The following is a 23,468-nucleotide window of genomic DNA, read 5'->3' as shown; positions in this document are numbered from 1 at the left end:
TGGCGTTATGCCTTGTCTTCCCTCTACAGCCTCAGGCTTCAGGCGGCGTAGCGGGACACGGCCAGACCATCGGGGTTGATGGCGGGCGTGCGGCCGTCGATCAGGTCGGACAGCAGCTGAGCACTGCCACAACTCATGGTCCAGCCCAGGGTGCCGTGGCCGGTATTGAGCCACAGGTTGTCGTACTTGGTGGCGCCGATGATCGGTGTGGAGTCCGGGGTCATCGGGCGCAGGCCGGTCCAGAATTCGGCCTTGGCCAGATCGCCGCCTTCCGGGAACACATCGCGCACGACCATGGAAATGGTGGCACGACGCTTCTCAGCCAGGCTGAGGTCGTAGGATGCCAGCTCCGCAGTGCCGCCGACACGGATACGGTCGTCGAAGCGCGAAATCGCCACCTTGAAGGTTTCGTCCATGACGGTGGACTGGGGCGCGCCGCCGTCGTCGACCACCGGCAGGGTCAGGCTGTAGCCCTTGACCGGGTAGATCGGCAGGCGGATGTCCAGGTCACGGGCGAGGAACGGCGAGTAGCTGCCCAGCGCCATCACGTAGGCGTCGGCGGTCAGGGTGCCGGCGCTGGTGTGCACCGCCTCTACCTTGCCGGAGACCCGGGTCAGCCGCTCGATGGTGGTGTTGAACATGAACTCGACACCGAGCTTATCGCGGCAGTAGTCGGCCAGGCGATTGGTGAACAGGTGGCAGTCACCGGTCTGATCGTCGGGTAGATGCAGGCCACCGACAAACTTGCCGGGCACACGTGCAAGCGCCGGCTCCACCTGGGCGATGCGGCTGGCGTCCAGCAGTTCGTGGCGCACGCCGCACTGCTCGAGGACCTTCATGTCCTTGCCCACCGCTTCGACCTGCTTTTCCGTACGGAACAGCTGCAAAAGGCCACGCTGGCGATCTTCGTAGCGCAGCCCGGTCTCGTCACGCAGCGCATTGATGCAGGCGCGGCTGTGCTCAGCGACGCGGACCATGCGCTCCTTGTTGAGGGCGTAGCTGTCGGGATTGCAGTTGCTGAGCATCTGCATCATGAAGCGACCCATGTTCGAGTCCATCTTGGGCTGGATCTTGAGCGGTGCATGCTCCTGGAACATCCACTTGACCGCCTTCTGGGGGATGCCCGGGGCAGCCCAGGGGGAAGAGAAGCCGAAGGATACCTGGCCGGCGTTGCCGTAGCTGGTCTCCATCGCCACAGAGGGCTGACGATCGACCACCTTTACCTCGTGTCCCTGACGGGCCAGATAATAGGCGGTGGTAACCCCTACGACACCCGCTCCCAGTACCAGTACCTTCATGTCGCCACTCCTCTGTTCTCGTTGTCGATGGCCCGTCCCGATCCCGGGCGTTGAGCATGAGATAGGCCGTGGCCAATGGCCACGGCCTGCAATGAGAGGAGTATAGGGTCGAGTCCGAAGTGTTTTATTCTTTTTTACCCACCTTACGCGAACGGTGATATCGAAGTTATTACAAGTTGCAGGCTTTACTTTCTTTCAAGCTTCTTAAAACAGTTGATTCAACTACCCTGAATTTCACCCCTGCCGCTACGCTTGGGGCGCGACAGGGTCCGCCGCAGCAACAGGTAGGCGCCAAGCCCCGCCAGCAGGTTGCCCACCCCCGCTCCAAGCCCAAGGCCGGTAACACCGCCCATCAGCGTTACACCGAGCCACAGGCACGGCAGGTAGAACACGAACAACCGCGCGGCAGACAGCAGCATGGCGCGCATCGGCCAGCCGAGGGCATTGCCGGCCGATACCACCAGCATGCACACCCCGAGCGCGGCATAGCTCGGCAACATGAAGCGCATCAGCACCATCAGCGATTCGCTGACCTCCGGCGTGCCGGCCAGGGCACGGGCGACCCAGGGCGAAGCCAGTGCCAGCGACACACCCAGCATCAACTGCCACACCACCACCACCTTGAGGGCAAGGCGCATCAGGCGGTGCACCTGGGCCCAGTCGCCGGCGCCGTAGCAGCGGCCGAGCCAGGGTGGCAGCGACATGGTCAGCGCCAGCACCACCATCAGCGACACCGTCTCCAGACGGCTGGCCAGTCCCCAGGCCGCCACGGCGGATTCGCCCAGGCGTGACACCGTGGAAATCGCCAGCATCGCCGCCAGTGGCGGCATCAACTGGCTGACCATGGCGGGACAGGCGACCCCCGCAAACGACCGCCCCGATAGCCGCCATTCCTCCCGGAGGCCTTCGAACGCGAGCCAGTGGCGCCCCTTCAACTGCCAGCCGAGCAAGGCAAGGCCGCTGCCAAAGGCAAGCACCGTGGCCCAGGCGGCCCCGGGCAGGCCCATCCCGTCCCAGTTGCCGATACCAAAGATCAGAATCGGATCGAGACACAGGTTCACCAGGCTGGTCAGCACCATCATGCTGCCGGGAAAGCTGGTGTTGCCGTGTGCACGAAACAGGCTGTAGCCGAAGTACACCACCGCCCCCAGCCAGGCGGCGACCAGCTGGGGTGCCCAGTAGGCGCGAATCAACTCCCGCGCGTGAGCGTCGGCCCCAAGGGCCCCGAAGATGGGACTCTGCAGGGCCCATAACACCAGCGCCAGCAGGCCGATGGCGACTGTCCCCATCATCAGCGACAGACTGCCCAGACGTTGGGCGCGGTCGTCTTCGCCTCCGCCCAGCGCCCGGGAAATCAAGGCGGCAATGGCGATCCCCATGCCCACCTGGACACCGATGATCAGAAACGACAGCGGGAAGGTGTAGGACTGGGCCGCCAGGGGAGCGGTGCCCAGGCGCGCGACGAAGGCAGAGTCGACCAGCTGAAAGCCGAGCAGCGACAGCACTCCGATCGCCATCGGCCAGGTCTTTTGCCACAGGGTGCGCCCCAGGGAGGTAGAGTCGGAACTTAGGTGCACGGTGTCTCCGGATGGTAGATAGGCCGCTTATGGTAAGCCATAACGAACCCTCGCTCAGCCTCCTTCAACGGCAAAAGCCCCGGGCACCTGTCCCGGGGCTTTCGTCATGTTGACCAGGGCGTGTTACTGACGAATGCCTTCGAAGGTCACGTAGAGCTCAAGGTTGTGCATCGGCTCGGGGAACTTGCTCATGTCGATGTCGTAGTCGGACAGCGCCAGCTCGGTGGAACCTTCGAAGCCTGCGCGATAGCCACCCCAGGGGTCGTCACCCTCGCCCAGCAGGGTCACCGGCATCTCGATGCTGTTGGTCACACCGTGCAGGGTCAGGTCACCGCTCAGAACACCCTCGCCATCGCCGGTAGATTCAAAGCCGGTGGAGGTAAAGGTGGCGGTCGGGTACTCACCGGCGTCGAGGAAGTCACCGCTCAGGATGTGCTTGTCACGCTCGGCGTGGTTGGTGTTCAGGCTGGTGACATCGACCTCAACCTCGGCGGACGCCGCCTCGACGTTTTCCGGGTCGTAGCTGAAGGTACCGTCGAAGGACTCGAAGCTACCCAGAATATAGGAATAGCCGAGGTGGCTGATCTTGAACTGGATAAAGGCGTGCTGGCCTTCAGAATCGATGGCGTAGTCGGCGGCCTGGGCCTGGGCCAGCGGCAGCAGCGAAGCGGCGGTCAGGGCGGCGATGGCGGTCTTCTTGAACATGTCACTCTCCTTGATGGTTACGCGGTGATTGCGTCAGCACTATTTCTCTATACCGACCTTGGGTCATGCATCGGCCCCGGGGCGGTCGATTCTTGACGTCCGGACAACACTTGCCGGCGGTCGCAGGGTAACGTTGGCGTGCTCAGGCCTTCTCCCCGGTGGTCTTCTCAGCCTTGGCCCGACGCGCCAGGCGCGGGTCGACCATGCGAACCAGGGTGTCCTGACGGTCCAGGTAGTGATGCTTGAAGGCCGCCAGGGCGTGGCCCGCCGACAGGATGATCAACGCCAGCGCACTGTACCAGTGAACCACGCCGGCGCGGGAGGCCTGCTCCGGCAGGTCGCTGATCAGCGCGGGCACGGTAAACAGGTCGAGCACGGCGATGCCCTTGCCGTCGGCGGTGGAGATGAGATACCCGCTGATCAGCACCGTGGTCATCAGCAGATACAGCGCCAGATGGCCGAGCGCCGCTCCGCGACGCTCAAGCGCTGAACCGTGGGCCTCGGGGGATGGCTGCACCAGCCGCCAGAGAATGCGGCCAGCCACCACGAACAGCAGTAACATGCCGACGCCACGATGCCACCAGGGTGCCAGGTTGTACCAGTTGCTGTAGTAGTCGAGACCGGTCATCCACCAGCCCAGGGCGAACAGACCGAGAATCGCCAGCGCACTTGTCCAGTGCAGCAGGATGGCGAACAGGCCCCACCCCTGGCGTGAATTTCGCCACATGCCAACGTCCTTTGATTAATCGATGAAATCGAGCTTAACGCATCTTTAGACGGCAAACCGTGGAAAAATTTCGAACGATAGATACGATAAAACCGCGATATGGCGCGCCTGGCTGCTGCCCTTCCCCCGTAACGCAACGACCGCCGACGAGCGGACTCGTGCGGCGGTCGTGGTAAAGCAGCGCTTTGACACATCACTATTGGGAGGCTCCAGCATGGCAGCCTCGGGCGAACCTCTAGACCAGGGCGTCGAGCCCCCTGGCCAGGTCAGCCTTGATGTCGTCGAGATTCTCGAGCCCCACAGCGATGCGCAGCAGATTCTCGGAAATGCCGGCGGTTGCCTTCTGTTCGTCCGACAGACGCCCGTGGGTAGTGGTCGCCGGGTGGGTAATGGTGGTCTTGGCATCCCCCAGGTTGCCGGTGATCGACAGCATGCGGGTGGCATCGACCACTGACCAGGCCTGCTCGCGCCCGCCCTTGACCTCGACCCCGACCACGGCGCCGAAACCCTGCTGCTGGCGGCTCGCCACCTGGTGCTGGGGATGACTCTCGAGTCCGCTGTAGTGAACCTTCTCTACCGCCGGGTGAGCGTCAAGCCAGCGCGCCAGTTCCAGCGCCGAGGCGGCGTGAGCCTTCATCCGCAGGTTCAGCGTCTCCAGTCCCTTGGTGAAGATCCAGGCATTGAAGGGACTGAGGCATGGGCCGCAGGTCCGCACCACTCCGAAGACTTCCTCGAGCTCCTTGTCACGCCCGACCACGGCCCCGCCGATGGCGCGCCCCTGGCCATCCAGGTACTTGGTGGCCGAATGGATCACCAGATCGGCGCCCAGTGACAGCGGCCGCTGCAGCGCCGGCGTCAAGAAGCAGTTGTCGATGGCGAGCAAGGCATCGTGGCGATGGGCCAGTTCGGCCAACGCTTCGATATCGACGACCTCGGACAGCGGGTTGGAAGGCGTCTCGGCGAACAGCAGCCGAGTCGACGGGGTCATCGCCGCTTCCCAGGCGTCCAGATCGGAAAGCTCCACATAGCGTGTGGTGATACCGAACTTGCCGAGGTACTTGTCGAACAGGCTGACGGTGGAGCCGAACAACGAGCGCGAGGCGACGATCTCGTCACCGGCCTGAAGCAATGCCAGCGCGGTGGACAGGATGGCGGCCATGCCGGAACTGGTGGCCACACAGCGCTCGCCCCCTTCCATCGCCGCCAGGCGACGCTCGAAGGTACGTACCGTGGGGTTGGTGAAGCGCGAGTAGACGTTGCCCGGCTCATCACCGGAAAACTTGCGCGCCGCTTCGGCTGCGCTACCGTAGACAAAGCTCGAGGTCGGAAAGATCGGCTCGGAGTGTTCCTGCTCCTGGGTGCGATCGTGCCCCGCCCGGATGGCCAGGGTCTCGAGGTTCCATTCGTCCTGCGTCGGGTCCAGCATATCCGTCTCCATCACTCGCCAGGGTGCCGTCGACTCGGACGGGTAGAGAGAGCGCCTTCGGGCACTCCCCCTGCCGACCGACGACGCCCTGCGGTTAGCTGTTGGGTATCAGTCGATATCGTCCTGATTGTGCATGCCGACCAGGGCGTGATCGCCAGCGCTCTGATCCTGCTTGGCGCCATCGTTGCGCGAAGCCTCGAGATCGGACAGGTAGGCCTCGTCGATGTCGCCAGTGATGTACTTGCCATCAAACACCGAACAGTCGAACTCGGCCAGCGCCGGATTGACCTCACGACAGGCCGCCTTCAGGTCCTCAAGGTCCTGGTAGACGATACGATCGGCGCCGATCAGCTCACCCACCTCGGCCTCGCTGCGGCCGTGAGCGATCAGCTCGCTGGCGGCGGGCATGTCGATGCCGTAGACGTTGGGATAACGCACGGGCGGCGCGGCAGAGGCAAAGTATACCTTGTTGGCGCCGGCGTCGCGTGCCATCTGGATGATCTGCTTGCAGGTGGTGCCGCGCACGATGGAGTCGTCCACCAGAAGCACGTTCTTGCCCTTGAACTCGATATCGATGGCGTTGAGCTTCTGGCGCACGGACTTCTTGCGCTGGGTCTGCCCGGGCATGATGAAGGTCCGCCCGATGTAGCGGTTCTTCATGAAGCCTTCGCGATAGGTGACCCCCAGGTGCTGGGCCATCTCGAGTGCGGAGGTACGCGAGGTGTCGGGAATCGGGATGACCACATCGATATCGTGATCCGGCCATTCGCTCTTGATGCGATCGGCGAGCTTGCGGCCCATCTGCAGGCGGGTGCCGTAGACGTAGGCACCGTCCAGCAGCGAATCGGGGCGCGCCAGGTAGACGTGCTCGAAGATGCAGGGGGCAAGCAGCGGACGATCGGCACAGGACTGAGTGTGGTAGTTGCCATCCATGTCGACGAAGATGGCCTCGCCCGGCGCCAGGTCGCGCACCAGCTCGAAACCACCGACGTCCAGCGCCACCGACTCGGAGGCGATCATCACTTCCTGCCCCTCGCCCTGATCGCGGGTGCCGAAGACCACCGGACGGATGCCCTGGGGATCACGGAAGGCGACCAGGCCTACACCGTTGATCACCGCCACCGCAGCGTAGCCGCCGCGGCAACGACGGTGCACCCGACGCACGGCGTCGAAGATGTCGCCCGGCAGCAGATGGGGCCCCTGCTTGCCCAGCTCATGGGCGAAGACGTTGAGCAGCACCTCGGAGTCCGAGCTTGTGTTGATGTGGCGGAGATCCGAGGAGAACAGTTCCTTCTTGAGCTGCTCGGAATTGGTCAGGTTGCCGTTGTGCGCCAGCGCCAGACCGTACGGGGAATTCACGTAGAACGGCTGCGACTCGGCCTCGCTGGACGAGCCGGCGGTGGGATAGCGCACGTGGCCGATGCCCAGGTTGCCCTTCAGGCGCGCCATGTGGCGTGTGTGGAAGACGTCACGTACCAGACCGTTGCTCTTGCGCAGCAGGAAACGGCCCTCGTTCCAGGTCATCATGCCCGCCGCGTCCTGACCCCGGTGCTGTAGCACCGTCAGGGCGTCGTAGATTGCCTGGTTAACCGCCTGCTTGGCCATCAGGCCGACGATACCGCACATTCAACTTACCTCATTTACCGTGAAACGCCGCCCGGGGGCCAGCGCAAGAGTCGTCTGTCACTGGCGAAGTCAGAGCGTGCTTGTGGCACCTTGCTTCGCATCGTCGATGGCAGATCCCTCTGCCTCGCCACCGGTCGGCGGCGATGGTTCTGCCTGGGGCAGCTCGCGCAGGGACTCGGGAAAGTCCGGCAGGCTGCCCTCGAAATCACTCAGTTGGCCAAGGCCCCAGTCGCGCAGTTGCTCGAAGTGGGGGCGCACGCTGGCATCCTGCCAGGCCGTCAGTTGATCCAGCGGGGTAAAGCCGATCAGCAGCGTGACCAGGGTCAGCACCGCTGCCGCCTTCACCCCACCGAACAAGGCGCCGGTCAGGCGGTTGAGAAAGCCTGCGCCGGCCCACTCCACCGCCGCCTGGATCATCCGTATCAGGATGCCGCCGAGCAGGATCGTGATCACGATGATCAGGATAAAGGCCACGATTAGCCGGCCATCCGGACTGTCGATCCAGTTGCCCAGCACCTCGGCCACCGGCTCGGCGAACATGCGTGCCGCCAAAAGCGCCACGATCCAGCTGGCCAGGCCCAGCGCCTCACGCACCAGGCCACGGACGAACCCCGCCGCCACGGCCAGCGCCAGCACGGCGACGAAGACCCAGTCCACCCATGTCACCAGCATCAGCTATCCACCTTGACCAGAAGCCCCTGCAGATTTTCCCGGGACTTGAGCTCGCTCATCACGCCCTCGGCGTCCTCGGACGCCCCGAAGGGACCCACGTAGACCGTGGTCAGCGAATTGTTGCGCTCACGTGAGTAGGCGGGGTAACCCAGGTCGCGCAGCTTCTGCATCAGGCGCTGGGCGTTGCCGGCCTCGCCGAAGCTGCCCACCTGCACCGCCCACTCACCGCCTTCCACCGCGGTGGGGCCGCTCGTCGTGCGCTGCTCGGCCTGGCGCGCCAGGGCGGCGATAGGATCTTCCCGCGGCTGGCTGGCCTCGGGCGCCGGTTCGGGCTCGGCCTGGCGCTCGGAGGACGCCTGTTCGGCCACCTGCTGCGCCGGTTCAGGATCCACCTGCTGTGGTTGGCTGGACTCGGAGGGTTCGCTCTGGCCCTGGTCGGCCTGCGAAGCGTTGCCCTCGCCAGGGGCAACCGGTGCCTGAATCTGTCCAAGCCCTTCCGGCGGGGTGGGCTCAGGCACGTCGCGGCGCTCCACATCCACCGGCGGGTCGATGGTCAGCACCGGGTCCGGCCGCTGCTCGGGGGATTCGGGCTCATCAAACAACATCGGCACGAAGATGACGCCCAGCGCCACCACGATAATGATCCCGCTGATCCGCTCACGCATTCCGTATTTCATGTCGCTCCCTCGATGACGCCACCGCCACTGGACTGGCGGCTCCATCTCGCCAGTATGGCAGCCACGGTGAAGAAGGATCCCGTCACCAGTACACGATCTGCCGGCTCGACGCACGATTCGAGCCAGTCGGCGCCGTCATCGACGCTATCGGCGTGGTGAAGGATGGTGCCACCTTGATGTTCGATGCGTGCCGCCAGGTCGGCTGCGCTACGTCCGCGATCGCCCTCGAGCGTCACCGGCAGCCAGGCGTCCACCACCGGCGACAGCGCGGCGATGACCCCCTCGGCGTCCTTGTCCTCGAGCATGCCGATCAGACACAGGGTCCGCCCCTGGACGTCCCTTTGCACTTCACGCCGTTCGGCCAGTCGCCCAGCCAGGTAGTTGGCGGCGTGAGGGTTGTGGCCCACGTCAAGGCACCAGTTACCGCGCCACTGCATCCGCCCGGGAAGACGCACCTCGGCCAGTGCCTGGCGACAGGCGCCTGGATCGAGTTCACCAAGGGCCAGCCACAGTGCCTGCAGCGCAGAAGCGGCGTTGTCCAGCGGCAGCCCGGGATCGCTTAGTCGTTCCAGGCCGATCGGCTGGCCTTGCGCGTCGCTGCCGCGCCACGACCAGCCGCCCTGTTCGCCATCAGGTCCTGCACAAGGTGCTGCTTGAGGGCCTGCATGGCTGCCCGAATGGGCGAAGGCCTCACCGAGCGCAAAGATCGTCGCACCCAGCGAACGGGCATGGTCGGCAACGCTCGAGGGCAGGTCACGACTGCCCAGCACCGCCGGGCGCCCGGTACGCATGATCCCGGCCTTCTCGCGGCCGATGATGGCAATATCGTTGCCCAGGAAGGCGGCGTGGTCCTGAGCCACGGTGGTCACCACGGCCACATCCGGATCCACCACATTGACCGCATCCAGGCGACCACCGAGGCCCACCTCCAGCACCGCCAGCTCGGGCTGGCGCCTGGCGATGGTCCACAGCGCGGCCAGGGTACCGACCTCGAAGTAGGTCAGGCTGACCGGGGATGGCGCGAGCCTGGCCTGCTCCACCGCGACGAAGCCTTCGATCAGCACCTCGTCGCTGGCCTCGCTGGCGTCCAGCCGAAGGCGCTCGTTGTAACGCACCAGATGGGGCGAGGTGTAGGCCGCCGTGGACAGCCCATGGGCCCGTCCCAGCGACTCGAGCATGGCCACCGTGGACCCCTTGCCGTTGGTGCCGGCGACGGTGATCACCCGGCGTGCAATCGGCCGCTCGCTCAGACCGAGACGCTGTGCCACACAGGCGACCCGCTCGAGGCCCAGATCGATGCCGACGGGGTGGGCGGCCTCGAGTCGGGCGAGCCAGCTATCCAGTGTGGTGGGCAGACCGTCGTTGTCCATGGGCTAGCGCGGTGTGTCCTGGGTGCGTTCGCCGTCCTTCGGCTCCTCGCCTTGGGCAGCATCGGCTTCATCGCTTTGCGTCTGCTGCTCGGCCGTCTCCGGCGCGTGCTCGGCCTGGGCGCCTTCACTGTCTGCCATGGCCACCGCCAGGTCACGCTCGGCAGCTTCGGCGGCGTCCACCAGGTCGGGCTCACTGTCGTCGGCGATACCTACTGCAGGTTGATGGGTCAGCTTGCGCAGCACCCCACCCAGCCGCGAACGCATCTCGTGGCGATGGACGATCATGTCGACGGTGCCGTGCTCGAGCAGGAACTCGCTGCGCTGGAAGCCTTCAGGCAGCTTCTCGCGCACCGTCTGTTCGATGACCCGAGGACCGGCAAAGCCGATCAGGGCGTTGGGCTCGGCCACGTTGAGATCGCCGAGCATGGCCAGTGACGCCGACACGCCACCGAACACCGGATCGGTCAACACCGAGATATAGGGCACGCCGGCCTGCTTGAGGCGCTCAAGCGCGGCGGAGGTCTTGGCCATCTGCATCAGCGAGAACAGCGCTTCCTGCATGCGCGCACCGCCGGATGCCGAGAAGCACACCAACGGCTGGCCCTCTTCGAGAGCGATAGTGGCGGCACGCACGAACTTCTCGCCGACCACGGCTCCCATGGAGCCACCCATGAAGGTGAACTCGAAGGCCACCGCGACCACCGGCAGGCCATCGAGAGAACCGCGCATGGCGATCAGGGCATCGTTCTCGCCGGTGTCCTTCTGGGCCGCGGCCAGGCGGTCCTTGTACTTCTTGGAGTCACGAAACTTGAGACGATCCACCGGCTCGAGGTCGGCGGCGATCTCTTCGCGACCTTCCTTGTCGAGGAACCAGTCAAGGCGCTTGCGCGCAGTCAGGCGCAGATGGTGATCACACTTGGGGCACACGTTGTGGTGCTTTTCGAGTTCGGGCAGGTAAAGCACCGACTCGCACTTGGGGCACTTACGCCAGAGACCGTCCGGAACGCTCGCCCGGCGGTCCTTGCGCTGAATGCGGCCCACCGAGGGCACAATCTTGTCTAGCCAGCTCATGTCAGAAGTCTTCCGTTGCTACGGTCGCCGGCGGTGGCCGACGACAGGGTCGAATCTCTTCCCCGATCGCCTCTCAGGCGTCCAGGGCCTGGCGTATCTCTGTCATCACCGCCTTCAATTCGGCGATGGCCTCGCGGGGAGCGTCACAGTGCTCGGCGATACGTGAGACCAGGGCACTGCCGACGATGACGCCATCGGCAACCTTTGCCACTTCCGCGGCGGAAGCGCCGTCGCGGATACCGAAACCGACACACAGGGGCAGATCGGTCAACTCGCGCAGCGGCGCCAGATGGGCCGCCACATCGTCGGCGTTGAGGCTCGCCGAGCCGGTCACTCCCTTGAGCGACACATAGTAGAGATAGCCATGCGCGTGGGCGCATATTGTAGCGGCACGCTCTGGGGAAGTGGTAGGGGCGACAAGAAAGATTGGCGCCAAATCCTCGGCTTCCAGCAAGGGCCCCAGTTCATCGGCCTCTTCCGGCGGCATGTCCACCACCAGCACGCCATCGACGCCGGCCGCCCTCGCCTCCCGGGCGAAGCGCTCGATACCCAGGCGCTCGATGGGATTGAGATAGCCCATCAGCACCACCGGGGTGTCGTCGTCCTGACGCCGAAATTCGGCCACCATGGCCAACAGGTCGGTCAGGCGGGTGCCGTGCTTCAAGGCACGCTCACAGGCCTTCTGGATGACCGGGCCATCGGCCATGGGGTCGCTGAAGGGGACCCCGAGCTCGATGATGTCGGCGCCGGACTCTACCAGCGCGTGCATGTAGTCGACGGTCACCTCAGGGGTGGGGTCGCCCCCGGTGATGTAGGGAACCAGCGCCTTGCGACCCTGATCGGCGAGAGAACGAAAGCGTTTATCGATACGAGACATGAAATTCTCTAGCTCCTACAGGTCGATTCCGTCGATCTTGGCAACGGTGAGGATGTCCTTGTCGCCACGCCCGGACAGGTTGACCACGATGTTCTGGTCTGGCGACAGGGTCGGCGCCAGCACCTTGGCGTGGGCCAGGGCGTGGGCCGATTCCAGCGCCGGCATGATGCCCTCGACGTGGGTCAGCTCACGGAAGGCCTCGAGCACGGCGTCGTCGTTGGCGGCCACATAGTTGACCCGGCCGACGTCCTTCCACAGCGCGTGTTCGGGCCCGACACCGGGGTAGTCGAGGCCCGCCGAGATCGAGTGGGTATCGCTGACCTGGCCGCCCTCGTCGGACATCAGGTAGGTGCGGTTGCCGTGAAGCACGCCGCGGGGCGCGCCGGAGGCCAGGGGCGCGGCGTGACGGCCGGTCTCGACTCCGTCACCGCCGGCTTCGACGCCATACATCTCGACGCCGTCGTCTTCGACGAAGGGATAGAACAGCCCCATGGCGTTGGAGCCACCGCCGACGCAGGCGATCAGCGCGTCGGGCAGTTTGCCGAACTGCTCGAGCGACTGGCGACGCGCTTCGCGGCCGACCACCGCGTTGAAGTCACGCACCAGTTGCGGGTAGGGATGCGGCCCCGCCACGGTACCGATGATGTAGAAGGTATCGTCGACGTTGGTGACCCAGTCGCGCAGCGCCTCGTTCATGGCATCCTTGAGCGTGCGGGTGCCGGAAGTCACCGGAATGACGTTGGCCCCCAGCAGGCGCATGCGATAGACGTTGAGCTTCTGACGCTCGGTATCGGCCTCGCCCATATAGACGTCACAGCGCAGGCCCAGCCGCGCCGCCACGGTGGCGGTCGCCACGCCATGCTGGCCGGCGCCAGTTTCGGCGATCACCCGGGGCTTGCCACTCTTCTTGGCCAGCAGCGCCTGGCCGATGGTGTTGTTCACCTTGTGGGCGCCGGTGTGATTGAGATCCTCGCGCTTCAGCCAGATCTGGGCACCGCCAAGCTGCGCAGACCAGCGCCGGGCGTGATAGAGCGGCGACGGCCGACCGACGTAGTGCGCCAGGTCGTGGTCAAATTCGGCCTGAAAGTCAGGATCATCCTTGAGGCTTTCGTAGGTGCGGCTCAGATCGTCCAGCGCAAAGCTCAAGGTTTCCGAGACAAAGCGACCTCCGTAGGCCCCATAGTGCCCCCGAGCGTCAGGCCATTGGGTCAGTTCACTGAACTTGCTCACGTCGGACTCCTTGCGGATAAACTGGCTGAATAAAAAGTCGGTGATGGTCGCTCGCTACCGGGCGTGGGGCCTGCTGCCGCGTCAGCGGCGGGCGTCGCCCTGCCCCACGGCGCGCATGAAGGCCTGCATGCGCTCTGCATCCTTGTCGCCCGGCGCGCTCTCGATGCCCCCGGAGACGTCGAGGGCGAAGGGCCTCACCCGGTCAATCGCCTCGGCGGCGTTGTCCGCCGACAGGCCACCGGCGAGGATAACAGGTTTTGCCAGCGACGACGGGATGCGCGACCAGTCGAAAGTGTCACCGGTGCCGCCGGGCACGCCTGGGCGATAGGCGTCCAGCAGCAGTGCCTGGGCGCCGGCGTAGGTGCGTTCGGCCTCGTGCAGATCGAGGCCGTCGCGCATTCTCAGCGCCTTTATATAAGGGCGCGCAAAGCGCTCACAGGCCTCGGCGCTCTCGCTACCGTGAAACTGCAGCAGGTCGAGACACGGCAGTGCCCTTTCGATGGTCTCGTCGTCGGCATCGACGAACAGCCCCACCCGGGTGACGAAGGCCGGCACCCGCGCCGCGAGTTCTGCCAGCCGCTCCAGGCTGACCGCCCTCTTGCTGCCGGGCCACAGCACAAAGCCCAAGGCATCGGCGCCCAACGCCACGGCGGCGTCGATATCCTCTTCGCGGGTAAAGCCGCAGAACTTGACGCGGGTACGGTGCGCGGAAGCGATCATCAGGACTCCTTGTCCGCGGCGTGCGCCGCCGAAGCGCCGGCAGGTCCTTCAGCGAAACCGTCGCCGAGCCCGTCGCCGAGCCCGTCGGCGAGCTCTTCGGCACGTACCGCCCTGCGCGTCTCGGCGATCGGACGTCCGCGGCGAAATTCCACCATGGGGCAGTTCGGCAGCGGGCGCTCACCCGTCCACTCCCCCAGGAAGGCCAGCAGATTCGGCCCCAGTGGTTCGGCGGGCAGTTGCCACTCGGGGTCGTACAGGGTGTCGACGAAGTGCAACCCGCAGCCTGGCGCCGTCACATCGCTCTGCTTGCGATCCTTGAGTGCCATCAGTCGCGCGATGTAGTCGGTGCCCTGCTCACCCCGTCCCACCGTCACCAGCGCGCCGACGATGTTGCGCACCATATGGTGCAGGAAGGCGTTGGCCTGAAGGTCCACCACCACCAGCGGGCCGTGGCGGTGTACCTCGATAAAGTGCAGGTGGCGCCAGGGCGTCTTCGACTGACAGCCGGCGGCACGAAAACTCGAGAAATCGTGCTCGCCGACCAGCGCCTGGGCGGCCTCGTGCATGGCGTCGGCATCCAGCGGGTCGCGGCACCAGGTGGCGTTGGCACGCTCCAGCACCGGGCGGCTCGGCTGGTTGAGGATGACGTAGCGATAGCGCCGGCCCAACGCCTTGAAGCGGGCGTGGAATTCGTCGGGCACCTCGCGAATCCAGCGGATCGCCACATCCCGGGGGAGGTTGGCGTTGCCGCCGAACACCCAGGCCTTCTCGGAACGCTCCACCGGCGGGTCGAAGTGGGCGATCTGGCGGGTCGCGTGCACGCCTGAGTCGGTGCGTCCGCTGCAATGCAACGTGATCGGCACACCCGCCACCTTGGCCAGCGCCTTCTCCACCGCCCCCTGCACCGACGGGGCGTGCTTGAGCCGCTGCCAACCGCAATAGTGGGTACCGTCGTACTCGACGCTGAGCGCCAGACGACCCTTGAGGGGGGTACGTTCATCGAGATGGTGAAAGAAGGACATACGACCTGCTGAATACAAGATAATCAATAGAGGCAACCAGATCCGCGCTCCACAGCCGAATCTGCACCGCTGGCGCTAGTCGGCCATTATCGCCTATCCGCGTCGCGGCAGCCAGCCGTGCGCACAACTGGCGTTTTTCGCGTACAAACCAGGACCGGCTCATTACCATTTTTACCCCCCAGCCATGGCAGCGAACCCCGCATCACGACATCGTCTCAAATACCGCCCGATATCCAATGTAAGGAAAAACCCTTTTAGGCAAAAAAAAGACGAAAAGGTCTTTAAAAACCATCCCACATTTCGGGCATTCAGCCACCCTCTACTCTGAATCCCTTGCACCCGCCCATGAGTACAATGTCGCCATCTTTTTTCCTTGCATACGTTTAACAAGCCCCGCCTTCCCTAACGGCATCCATGCAAGGAATTACCCAATGAACTTCAACACCGATTCATCATTGAATCAGTCCACTGCCGCCACACTGCTGGCGCAGGACAGCACCACCCAGGTCACCGCCCTGGCGCTGCTGGATGAAGATGGCTTGCCCAATGGCATTCCTGGCGGCCCACAGGATGCGGCTGGCCAGGACACCGTGGCAACCGGCACCCTGGGCTATAACTTCGGTGCCAACGGCCCAGCCGCGACCCACCCCTTTCGCTGGGAAACCACCGGCCTTCCTTCACTGACATCTGGCGGCGAGGCCCTTTCCTATCAGGTTTCCGCAAGCGGCCGGACCTTGTCCGCCTCCACCAGCGATGGCACCACCCTGCTTCAGGTCAGGCTGACCGATCTTGCCTCAGGCAGCTACAGCGTCTCGCTGCTCGGCCCGATCGATCATCCCGACGCAACCATCGAGAACAACCTGATCTTTTCGGTCTACTACACCATCACCGATGGTGATGGTGATAGCGCCACTGCACGCCTGGGCGTGGATATCGACGATGACTCGCCGACCACCACCGTTATCGCGCCCTCGAGCCTGGAAGCCGGCGATACCGTCACCGGTACCTGGTCACAGCAAGGCGGGGCCGACGGCGTCGCCGATACCGTCGTCAACCTCCAGGCCGACGACAACGAGTATCCGCTCGGCACCCCGATCGATACCGGCAAGGGCATCTTGACCGTCAACCCCAACGGCACCTGGAGTTTCAGCGCCGACAACGATGCCAGTGGCGCACTCGACTTCAACATCACCACCAAGGACGGCGACGGTGACAGCTTCAGCTCCAGTGCCCACATCGTCATTTCCGGCGGCAATGGGATAGGCCCCACCACCCCCGAGACGGATGGCAATTCTGCCCCCGTATCGCCCAAGGCGGTGGTCGATGAAGATGGCCTTCCCGGCGGCATCGCCGGTGGCATCAATGACTACCCGGGCGAACGCACCATCGCCACCGGCCGGCTGCGCTATAACTTCGGCGATGACGGCCCTGGCGGCTTCACCTGGAGCACCGCCGGCCTGCCGGTACTGACCTCCCAGGGAAGCCTGGTCAGCTGGGCACTCAGCGCAGACGGACGCTCTCTTCTTGGCACCAGCGCCAGCGGACAGCAGGTCCTCTCGATTGAACTGAGCGATCTTGCCGCCGGCACCTACCGGGTCGACCTGTTCAAGCCGCTGGATCACCCCCGAGCCGATGTCGAGAGCGACATCAACTTCAGCGTCGGCTACACCATCACCGACGCCGACGGCGACAGTGCGCAGGGCATCCTCCGCGTTACCGTGGATGACGACATGCCAGTGCCGGGCGACGATACCGCCGCAGGCGACAACAGCGGGCCCATCACGGTTGACGTACTGGACAACGACAACTTTGGCGCCGATGGCCCCGGCGAGCTCACCAGTGTTACCGTCCAGGGCGGCCCGGATGTTGGTACCGCCACCATCAACCCCGACGGCACCCTGACCTTTGTTCCCAACCCTGACTTTACCGGAAACGCCACGATTGACTACACCGCCACCGATGGCGATGGCAGCACCGTTACCGGCAATCTCAGTGTCGGGGTCGCGGACGGCGGCGGCACAGGTACAGGCCCCACCACGCCGGAAACCGATGGCAATCCCGACACCACCCCGCCAAAGGCGGTTCTCGACGAGGACGGCCTGCCTGGCGGCATCGCCGGTGGCATCAATGACGTGGCTGGTGAACGGCTCGCGGCGATCGGCTCGCTGGGCTACGACTTTGGCAGCGACGGCCGCGGCAGCTTTACCTGGAATACCACCGGCCTCCCCGTCCTGACCTCCGGTGGCAGCCCGGTCACCTGGTCGCTGAGCGGCAATGGTCGTTCGCTGGTCGGCTTCAACAACGCGGGTGAACGTGTCATTTCCGTCCAGCTCACCGACGTTGCCAACGGCATCTATAAGGTGGTGCTGGCCAAGCCGCTGGATCATTCCAACCCCAGCGTCGAGAGCGACATCAACTTCAGCGTCGGCTACACCATCACCGACGGCGTCGGTGACAGCGCCTCCGGCAGTATCGATATCACGGTCGATGACGACATGCCGGTGACCAACGCCGACGTCGCTACCACCGACAACGACGGTTCCGTCACCGTCGATGTGCTCGGCAACGACCAGTTCGGCGCCGATGGCCCCGGCGGCATCACCAACGCCACCGTCCAGGGCGGCGCGGGCGTCGGTACCGTCGCGGTGAACCCCGACGGCACCCTGACCTTCACGCCCAACCCGAACTTTGTCGGCAACGCCACCATCGACTATACCGCCACCGACGGTGACGGCAGCACGGTCGGCGGCAGCCTCAATGTCGCAGTCGCCGACGGCGGCACTGGCCCCACCACGCCGGAAACCGATGGCAATCCCAACACCACGCCCCCCAAGGCGGTACTCGACGAAGACGGCCTGCCTGGCGGCATCGCCGGTGGCATCAATGACGTGGCCGGCGAACGGATCGCGGCGGTCGGCTCACTGGGCTACGACTTTGGCAGCGATGGCCCCGGCAGCTTTAGCTGGAACACCGCCGGCCTCCCCGTCCTGACCTCCGGCGGCAGCCCGGTCATCTGGTCGCTGAGCGGCAATGGTCGTTCGCTGGTCGGCTTCAACAACGCGGGTGAGCGTGTCATTTCCGTCCAGCTCACCGACGTTGCCAACGGCATCTACAAGGTGGTACTGGCCAAACCGCTGGATCATTCCAACCCCAGTGTCGAGAGCGACATCAACTTCAGCGTCGGATACACCATCACCGACAGCGTCGGTGACAGCGCCTCGGGCACTATCGGCATTACCGTCGATGACGACACGCCGGTGGCCAACGCCGACATCGCCACTACCGACAATGACGGTTCCGTCACCGTCGATGTGCTTGGCAACGACCAGTTCGGCGCCGATGGCCCCGGCGGCATCACCAACGCCACCGTCCAAGGCGGCGCGGGCGTCGGTAGCGTCGCCGTCAACCCCGACGGCACCCTGACCTTCACCCCCAACCCCGGCTTCGTCGGCAACGCTACCATCGACTATACCGCCACCGACGGTGACGGCAGCGCGGTCGACGGCAGCCTCAATGTCGCAGTCGCCGACGGCGGCACCGGCCCCTCCACGCCGGAAACCGATGGCAATCCCAACACCGCGCCCCCCAAGGCGGTACTCGACGAAGACGGCCTGCCTGGCGGCATCGCCGGTGGCATCAATGACGTGGCCGGCGAACGGACTGCGGCCACCGGCTCACTGGGCTACGATTTTGGCAGCGACGGCCCCGGCAGCTTTAGCTGGAGCTCCACTGGCCTCCCCGCCCTGACCTCCGGCGGCAGCCCGGTGACCTGGTCGCTGAGCGGCAATGGTCGTTCGCTGGTCGGCTTTGACAACACGGGTAACCGTGTCATCTCCGTCCAGCTCACCGACGTTGCCAACGGCAACTACAAGGTGGTGCTGGCCAAGCCGCTGGATCATTCCCACCCCGGTGTCGAGAGCGACATCAACTTCAGCGTCGGCTACACCATCACCGACAGCGTCGGTGACAGCGCCTCCGGTAGTATCGATATCACGGTCGATGACGACACGCCGGTGGCCAACGCTGACAGCGCCACCACCGACAACGATGGCACCGTCACCGTCGATGTGCTCGGTAACGACCAGTTCGGCGCCGATGGTCAAGGCGCGCTAACCGGTGCCACCGTTCAGGGTGGCGCGACCGTCGGTACCGTCGCAGTCAACCCGGACGGCAGCCTGACCTTCACGCCCAATCCCGGCTTCGTCGGCAACGCTACCATCGACTATACCGCCACCGACGGCGACGGCAGCACGGTCGGCGGTAGCCTCGATGTCGCAGTCGCCGATGGCGGCACTGGTCCCACCACCCCCGATAGCGATGGTGACCCAACCACCACCAACCCCACTGCTGTCGTTGACGAAGATGGCCTGCCTGGCGGCATCGCCGGTGGCGTCGGTGACGTGGCAGGAGAGAACACCGTCGCCAGTGGCACCTTAGGATACAGCTTTGGCACCGATGGTCCTGCAGCCAACGGTGCCTTCACCTGGCGCCTTGCCGGCCTGCCATCCGATCTCGAGACCGCGGATGGTCGTGCGGTAACGTTCACGCTTGGCAACGCTGGCAGCACCATTGTCGGTTTGGCCAGCGATGGTAGTGGCGGCACCGAGCAGGTAATCACCATCACCCTGACCGACCAGGCCTCGGGCACCTATCAGGTGACGCTGCACCAGCCGCTCGAGCACTCCCCGGGCAATGGCGAGAACGATCTCGGTTTCTTCGCTGGTTACACCATTACCGATGCCGATGGCAGCCAGGCAAATGGCTTCCTTTCGGTGGTGGTCGATGACGATACGCCCCATGCATCCGATGCCCAGGATGGGCTGCTGGCCTCAGGCACAGTCAACTTTGGCGATATTGCGGGAGCCGATGGCATCAAGTCCGTGCAATTTGGTGCCGGACTGAACGGGGCGGAGGTTAAGAGTGCCAGTGGCGGGATGCTGCTCACGTCTAATGGCGAGAGCCTGACCTACCAATTGAGCGGTGATGGCAAGACGCTGCAGGCCAAGACCGCTGGAGGTGACGTGGCGTTCGAGGTGAGTTTGGCGGCGGATGGTTCTACCTACGAGGTAGAGGTCCTCGATGATGAAATCCGAGCATTTGACGGTACCAGCACGCAAATCAGTGACGGCAGCAAACACATTGTGTTTGAGTTCGGAGACAATGGTTCCGGATCCGGGCATCGCTTCGTCGGCTTTGAGGGAACCGAGGGAGCAGCCGATGTTGTGGCATCCGCCTGGACTTACAATGGGCCTCATGCGTCCTGGCTGCGAACTGACGGGGATACACAGCTGGCTGCGGGCCACGATGACCTGACGGGCTTCAACGAGTCGGTTCGACTCGATTTCGTTGACAACCTCCGTTTTACCAACACCGAAGCAAGCTGGGATAACCATCGCGGAATTACCTATATCCGCCAGTTTATCAATACAGAAGCAACTTTTGCCGATATCGAGATCAGGGCCATTTCTTCAGCTTCTGATGGCACCGACACGAGCGGACATCCGGTTGCCGTCAGCGGTCAGGTGCTGGACCTTTCAAGGAGCGATGTTCGCTTCCTGGATAGTGCCGGCAATGACATCACCTCGTCGGTGACGATTGAGGAAAATGCCGATGGCACCCTCAACGTGAGAAGCATTCCCGTCGGTGCTCAGCTGGTGCTTACGACCAGCGAGGCTTTTGAAGCGATCGAGTATCGCGGTTTGGATGGCACCCGGCCATTTTCTGTAGGGGACTTTGTCTACGCCGAAGCGGAGGATGCACCGACACTGGCATTGCCACTGGCCGTAACGGATAACGACGGCGATACAGCCGACGGTACTCTGGCGCTGGCTTTGCCGGATGGTGACCAGCTACTCGTCGGCGGCAGCGGCGATGACAGCACCACCGGTGGCAATGGTGACGACGTCATTCTCGGCGATGCCGGCGGTACCCATACCGTGCTCGAACCTGCGCAGAACTACAATGTCTCCTTTATTCTGGACGTGTCACCAAGCATGGGGCAGTTTCTGGAAAACGGACAATCACGCTTCAAGGTGGCCATCGAAGCGCTACGAGCCCAGCTTACCGAACTGGCTTCTTTCGAAGGATCGATCAATGCCCAGATCGTGACGTTCGCTGGAAAGGTGGCTAACTCGATCGAGTTCAATGATCTGTCAGTAGCGGATCTGGACGACATCAATGCCTACCTGGATAGCAGAGGGGTTATTTCTGGAACCAACTATGAGCAAGCCTTTGTTGTCGCCAACGATTGGATGACGTCTGTCAGTCAGGAGGGCTTCAACAACGTTGCCTACTTCATGTCCGATGGAGACCCCGTATCTCATAACGCGAACGGAAACATTGGCGTCACTGATACAGGGGAAGGAAACGTCACCACCCTAGGTGATATTGTCAACTCTCTCGAAGGATACGATCCGCTGGCCGCTATCAGTCGGGTAGAGGCGATCGGGGTAGGCGACGACGCCAACCTTGAGGTATTGAAGGTTCTTGACAACACCTCAAGTGGTGGGTTGAAGATGGTGCCCACTCCCCTGGATGCCGGTACATCGGTAGGCGATGCGGAATTTCTTGCAACCTTTAATACGGGAGACACGGGAAGACTCGCATCCATCGATAGTTGGGCGCTGCAGACGGCTGATGGTGGAGTGACCATCGACAGTAGCTCGATCGGCACCTATCTACGCATTCGGGACAATGGCACGGGTGATGGCAGCACGATCGTCACCAGTGACGCTTTCGTCGTGAATGAACCTGCCGGTGTCAACCAGTTCTATAGCGTGTCATTTAACTTCGTGACCGACACCGCAAACGACCTGGAACAGGAAGGAAATATAAACGACAACTTCTCCTGGGAGCTGCAGACGCAAAATGATGAGGGAGGCTGGGATGCCGTTGCCACGGGGTTAAGATTTCGCTCGGGCAATATCAACAATAGTACTAATCAGATTGTAGCCAACGGGCTGGAAGGAGGAACCTATAGGCTACAGTTCGAGGTGGAGAACGCTAGAGGGGAGTTCTTCACGTTGTACGTTCAGGATATCTCACTCGATCTTCAAAGCTACACAGACGACCAGCTTGTGCCAGCCGGTGAGGTGTCCATGATTGGCACCCCCGAGGAGTTTGCAACGGCGCTGGACGGTGGCTCGTCCTTCGATCAGCCGGCGGATCTCGGCGATGACGTTCTGGCCGGCGGTGCCGGCGACGACGTAATTTTTGGCGACGAGATCAACCCGGCGGGTGTCGGAGGAGAGAGCGGAAGTGGCTTTGTCGGACTGGTCGACTACCTGACCACGCAGAATGGCGCCGAGCCCACCAGGGATGAGACGGCCGCCTTTATCCGGGACAATGTCGATGCCTTGGCCAGCGGATCGCGCAGCGATGGTGGTGACGATCAGCTATCCGGTGGGGCGGGCGACGACATTCTGATCGGCGGCGGCGGAAACGATCTACTACTCGGTGGTAGTGATAGCGATCTGCTGATCGGTGGTGGCGATAACGATCAGTTGACCGGTGGTTCCGGAGCCGATGTCTTTGCCTGGGGGCTGGATGATGCCGGTAGCGCGGCCACGCCGGCACGGGATACCGTGACCGACTTCACCGTCGGTGAGTTTGGCGTCGATGCCGATGCCGATCGGCTCGATCTTGCCGACCTTCTCCAGGGTGCCGACGAGAACAACCTCGCAAACTACCTGCAGGCCAGCCAGGACGGAGACGACACCGTGCTGTCCATCAGCAGCGAGGGTAACCTCGCCGCCGGAGGCGGCAACGCTGACCAGGTGGTCGTTCTGATCGGCGTTCAGATGGGAGCAGATGGGGACACCTTCCTGCAGAACCTGCTCGACGATGGCCAGTTGAAGGTCGACTAGGGCAACGGAGGGAAAACGGGGTGGGCGGCCCGCCGCCCACCCATTGACAACAACCTGATGGCAAGCATTGGAAAGAACTGAAAATAGCGTCGACAAGTATGACCAGACCCACAATGGCTGGCCATCTCGTTCAGCCGGCGCTCAAAGCCTGAGTCCTGTTCTGTACAGGGTTCAGGCTTTTCGTTTCCGCATGAGGCGTTCGTGGTTGCCACCATGGGTGCACTGGATGCAAGCCTGCTGCGACGGTTCCATCGTGGCGAACGGATTCAGGTGAATAACCTCGGTCTTCAGGATTCAGACGTAGCTCTCCAATTCGCACCCCCAGAGCTGAAGCAACCTCCGCTTCTTCGACACGGCCGCAATCGATTTCTCCTCGGGTCTGGGCATGACCGCGTTGAATGTAGCCAGCAGCCTCCGGATTTCGGTCTTCAAGACAAGGCGCGATGTACGAAATCGATGCTTTTTCCTCTAGTACATTGTCACACCCTGAAGTGGACCCCATTCGTCGGACCACCTGACAGGTCATCTAAGCTCGGATCAGTAGGTCATTGGCGTCAGGCCGCCTGGGTCAGTGATGGAGAGAAGTAGACTTCATCCGGAGTCGC

The 23,468-nt window shown here is 63.6% G+C and carries 15 protein-coding genes; 1 reads left to right on the top strand and 14 read right to left on the bottom strand.

Annotated features, from left to right (window positions below; translation table 11 throughout):
- Positions 1–38 precede the first annotated feature (38 nt).
- The 14 genes from KUW00_RS08835 to truA all read right to left on the bottom strand — a co-directional run bounded on the left by KUW00_RS08835 (position 39) and on the right by truA (position 14,998).
- Positions 39–1,298 (bottom strand): D-amino acid dehydrogenase, encoded by a 1,260-nt coding sequence (locus KUW00_RS08835; RefSeq protein WP_222516556.1) that lies wholly within the window; start codon positions 1,296–1,298, stop codon positions 39–41.
- Positions 1,299–1,516: 218 nt separating this feature from the next.
- Entirely contained in the window at positions 1,517–2,815 is a 1,299-nt protein-coding gene (locus KUW00_RS08830) for an MATE family efflux transporter (RefSeq protein ID WP_222568927.1), read from the bottom strand.
- A 183-nt stretch (positions 2,816–2,998) separates the two neighbouring features.
- Entirely contained in the window at positions 2,999–3,580 is a 582-nt protein-coding gene (locus tag KUW00_RS08825) for a YceI family protein (RefSeq protein WP_108448841.1), read from the bottom strand.
- Positions 3,581–3,722: 142 nt separating this feature from the next.
- On the bottom strand, positions 3,723–4,307 hold the full coding sequence (locus KUW00_RS08820) for a cytochrome b (protein ID WP_222568851.1): 585 nt from the start codon (positions 4,305–4,307) through the stop codon (positions 3,723–3,725).
- A 235-nt stretch (positions 4,308–4,542) separates the two neighbouring features.
- Positions 4,543–5,733, bottom strand: coding sequence for an O-succinylhomoserine sulfhydrylase (locus KUW00_RS08815; protein ID WP_261392072.1), 1,191 nt, complete (start codon positions 5,731–5,733; stop codon positions 4,543–4,545).
- Between the two features lie 108 nt (positions 5,734–5,841).
- On the bottom strand, positions 5,842–7,359 hold the full coding sequence (gene purF / locus KUW00_RS08810) for an amidophosphoribosyltransferase (RefSeq protein ID WP_045992459.1): 1,518 nt from the start codon (positions 7,357–7,359) through the stop codon (positions 5,842–5,844).
- Between the two features lie 69 nt (positions 7,360–7,428).
- Positions 7,429–8,031 (bottom strand): CvpA family protein, encoded by a 603-nt coding sequence (locus KUW00_RS08805; protein ID WP_071211105.1) that lies wholly within the window; start codon positions 8,029–8,031, stop codon positions 7,429–7,431.
- Positions 8,031–8,708 carry an SPOR domain-containing protein gene (locus tag KUW00_RS08800; RefSeq protein WP_222568849.1) on the bottom strand — a complete coding sequence of 226 codons (678 nt, stop codon included), beginning with the start codon at positions 8,706–8,708 and terminating at the stop codon, positions 8,031–8,033. The genes KUW00_RS08805 and KUW00_RS08800 overlap by 1 nt, the downstream gene beginning before the upstream one ends.
- Entirely contained in the window at positions 8,705–10,078 is a 1,374-nt protein-coding gene (folC, locus tag KUW00_RS08795) for a bifunctional tetrahydrofolate synthase/dihydrofolate synthase (RefSeq protein ID WP_222568848.1), read from the bottom strand. Before folC ends, KUW00_RS08800 begins: the two co-directional genes overlap by 4 nt.
- Before the next feature lie 3 nt (positions 10,079–10,081).
- The gene (gene accD / locus KUW00_RS08790) at positions 10,082–11,149 is read right to left on the bottom strand and encodes an acetyl-CoA carboxylase, carboxyltransferase subunit beta (RefSeq protein WP_222516558.1); all 1,068 of its coding nucleotides are present in this window, start codon (positions 11,147–11,149) and stop codon (positions 10,082–10,084) included.
- A 73-nt stretch (positions 11,150–11,222) separates the two neighbouring features.
- On the bottom strand, positions 11,223–12,026 hold the full coding sequence (gene trpA, locus KUW00_RS08785) for a tryptophan synthase subunit alpha (protein ID WP_108133029.1): 804 nt from the start codon (positions 12,024–12,026) through the stop codon (positions 11,223–11,225).
- A gap of 15 nt (positions 12,027–12,041) precedes the next feature.
- On the bottom strand, positions 12,042–13,256 hold the full coding sequence (trpB, locus tag KUW00_RS08780) for a tryptophan synthase subunit beta (protein ID WP_181248630.1): 1,215 nt from the start codon (positions 13,254–13,256) through the stop codon (positions 12,042–12,044).
- Positions 13,257–13,337: 81 nt separating this feature from the next.
- Positions 13,338–13,976, bottom strand: a complete 639-nt coding sequence (locus KUW00_RS08775) for a phosphoribosylanthranilate isomerase (protein ID WP_222568847.1) — start codon at positions 13,974–13,976, stop codon at positions 13,338–13,340.
- Complete coding sequence (gene truA, locus KUW00_RS08770) at positions 13,976–14,998, bottom strand: tRNA pseudouridine(38-40) synthase TruA (protein WP_222568846.1); 1,023 nt, start codon at positions 14,996–14,998, stop codon at positions 13,976–13,978. The genes KUW00_RS08775 and truA overlap by 1 nt, the downstream gene beginning before the upstream one ends.
- 431 nt (positions 14,999–15,429) lie before the next feature.
- Here truA and KUW00_RS08765 point away from each other — a divergent pair, with 431 nt between their 5' ends.
- Entirely contained in the window at positions 15,430–22,863 is a 7,434-nt protein-coding gene (locus KUW00_RS08765; RefSeq protein WP_222568845.1) for an Ig-like domain-containing protein, read from the top strand.
- Positions 22,864–23,468: the final 605 nt, after the last annotated feature.

Origin of the sequence: Halomonas sp. DP5N14-9 (assembly GCF_019802175.1) — a bacterium.
Lineage (GTDB): Bacteria > Pseudomonadota > Gammaproteobacteria > Pseudomonadales > Halomonadaceae > Halomonas > Halomonas litopenaei.
This window is presented reverse-complemented; position numbering and strand designations above follow the sequence as displayed.

Excerpts from the sequence above, each read along its gene's own strand:
- KUW00_RS08835 (WP_222516556.1), bottom strand. The coding sequence starts at position 1,298 with ATGAAGGTACTGGTACTGGGAGCGGGTGTCGTAGGGGTTACCACCGCC.
- KUW00_RS08830 (WP_222568927.1), bottom strand. The coding sequence starts at position 2,815 with ATGGCGATCGGAGTGCTGTCGCTGCTCGGCTTTCAGCTGGTCGACTCT.
- KUW00_RS08825 (WP_108448841.1), bottom strand. The coding sequence starts at position 3,580 with ATGTTCAAGAAGACCGCCATCGCCGCCCTGACCGCCGCTTCGCTGCTG.
- KUW00_RS08820 (WP_222568851.1), bottom strand. The coding sequence starts at position 4,307 with ATGTGGCGAAATTCACGCCAGGGGTGGGGCCTGTTCGCCATCCTGCTG.
- KUW00_RS08815 (WP_261392072.1), bottom strand. The coding sequence starts at position 5,733 with ATGCTGGACCCGACGCAGGACGAATGGAACCTCGAGACCCTGGCCATC.
- purF (WP_045992459.1), bottom strand. The coding sequence starts at position 7,359 with ATGTGCGGTATCGTCGGCCTGATGGCCAAGCAGGCGGTTAACCAGGCA.
- KUW00_RS08805 (WP_071211105.1), bottom strand. The coding sequence starts at position 8,031 with ATGCTGGTGACATGGGTGGACTGGGTCTTCGTCGCCGTGCTGGCGCTG.
- KUW00_RS08800 (WP_222568849.1), bottom strand. The coding sequence starts at position 8,708 with ATGAAATACGGAATGCGTGAGCGGATCAGCGGGATCATTATCGTGGTG.
- folC (WP_222568848.1), bottom strand. The coding sequence starts at position 10,078 with ATGGACAACGACGGTCTGCCCACCACACTGGATAGCTGGCTCGCCCGA.
- accD (WP_222516558.1), bottom strand. The coding sequence starts at position 11,149 with ATGAGCTGGCTAGACAAGATTGTGCCCTCGGTGGGCCGCATTCAGCGC.
- trpA (WP_108133029.1), bottom strand. The coding sequence starts at position 12,026 with ATGTCTCGTATCGATAAACGCTTTCGTTCTCTCGCCGATCAGGGTCGC.
- KUW00_RS08775 (WP_222568847.1), bottom strand. The coding sequence starts at position 13,976 with ATGATCGCTTCCGCGCACCGTACCCGCGTCAAGTTCTGCGGCTTTACC.
- truA (WP_222568846.1), bottom strand. The coding sequence starts at position 14,998 with ATGTCCTTCTTTCACCATCTCGATGAACGTACCCCCCTCAAGGGTCGT.
- KUW00_RS08765 (WP_222568845.1), top strand. The coding sequence starts at position 15,430 with ATGAACTTCAACACCGATTCATCATTGAATCAGTCCACTGCCGCCACA.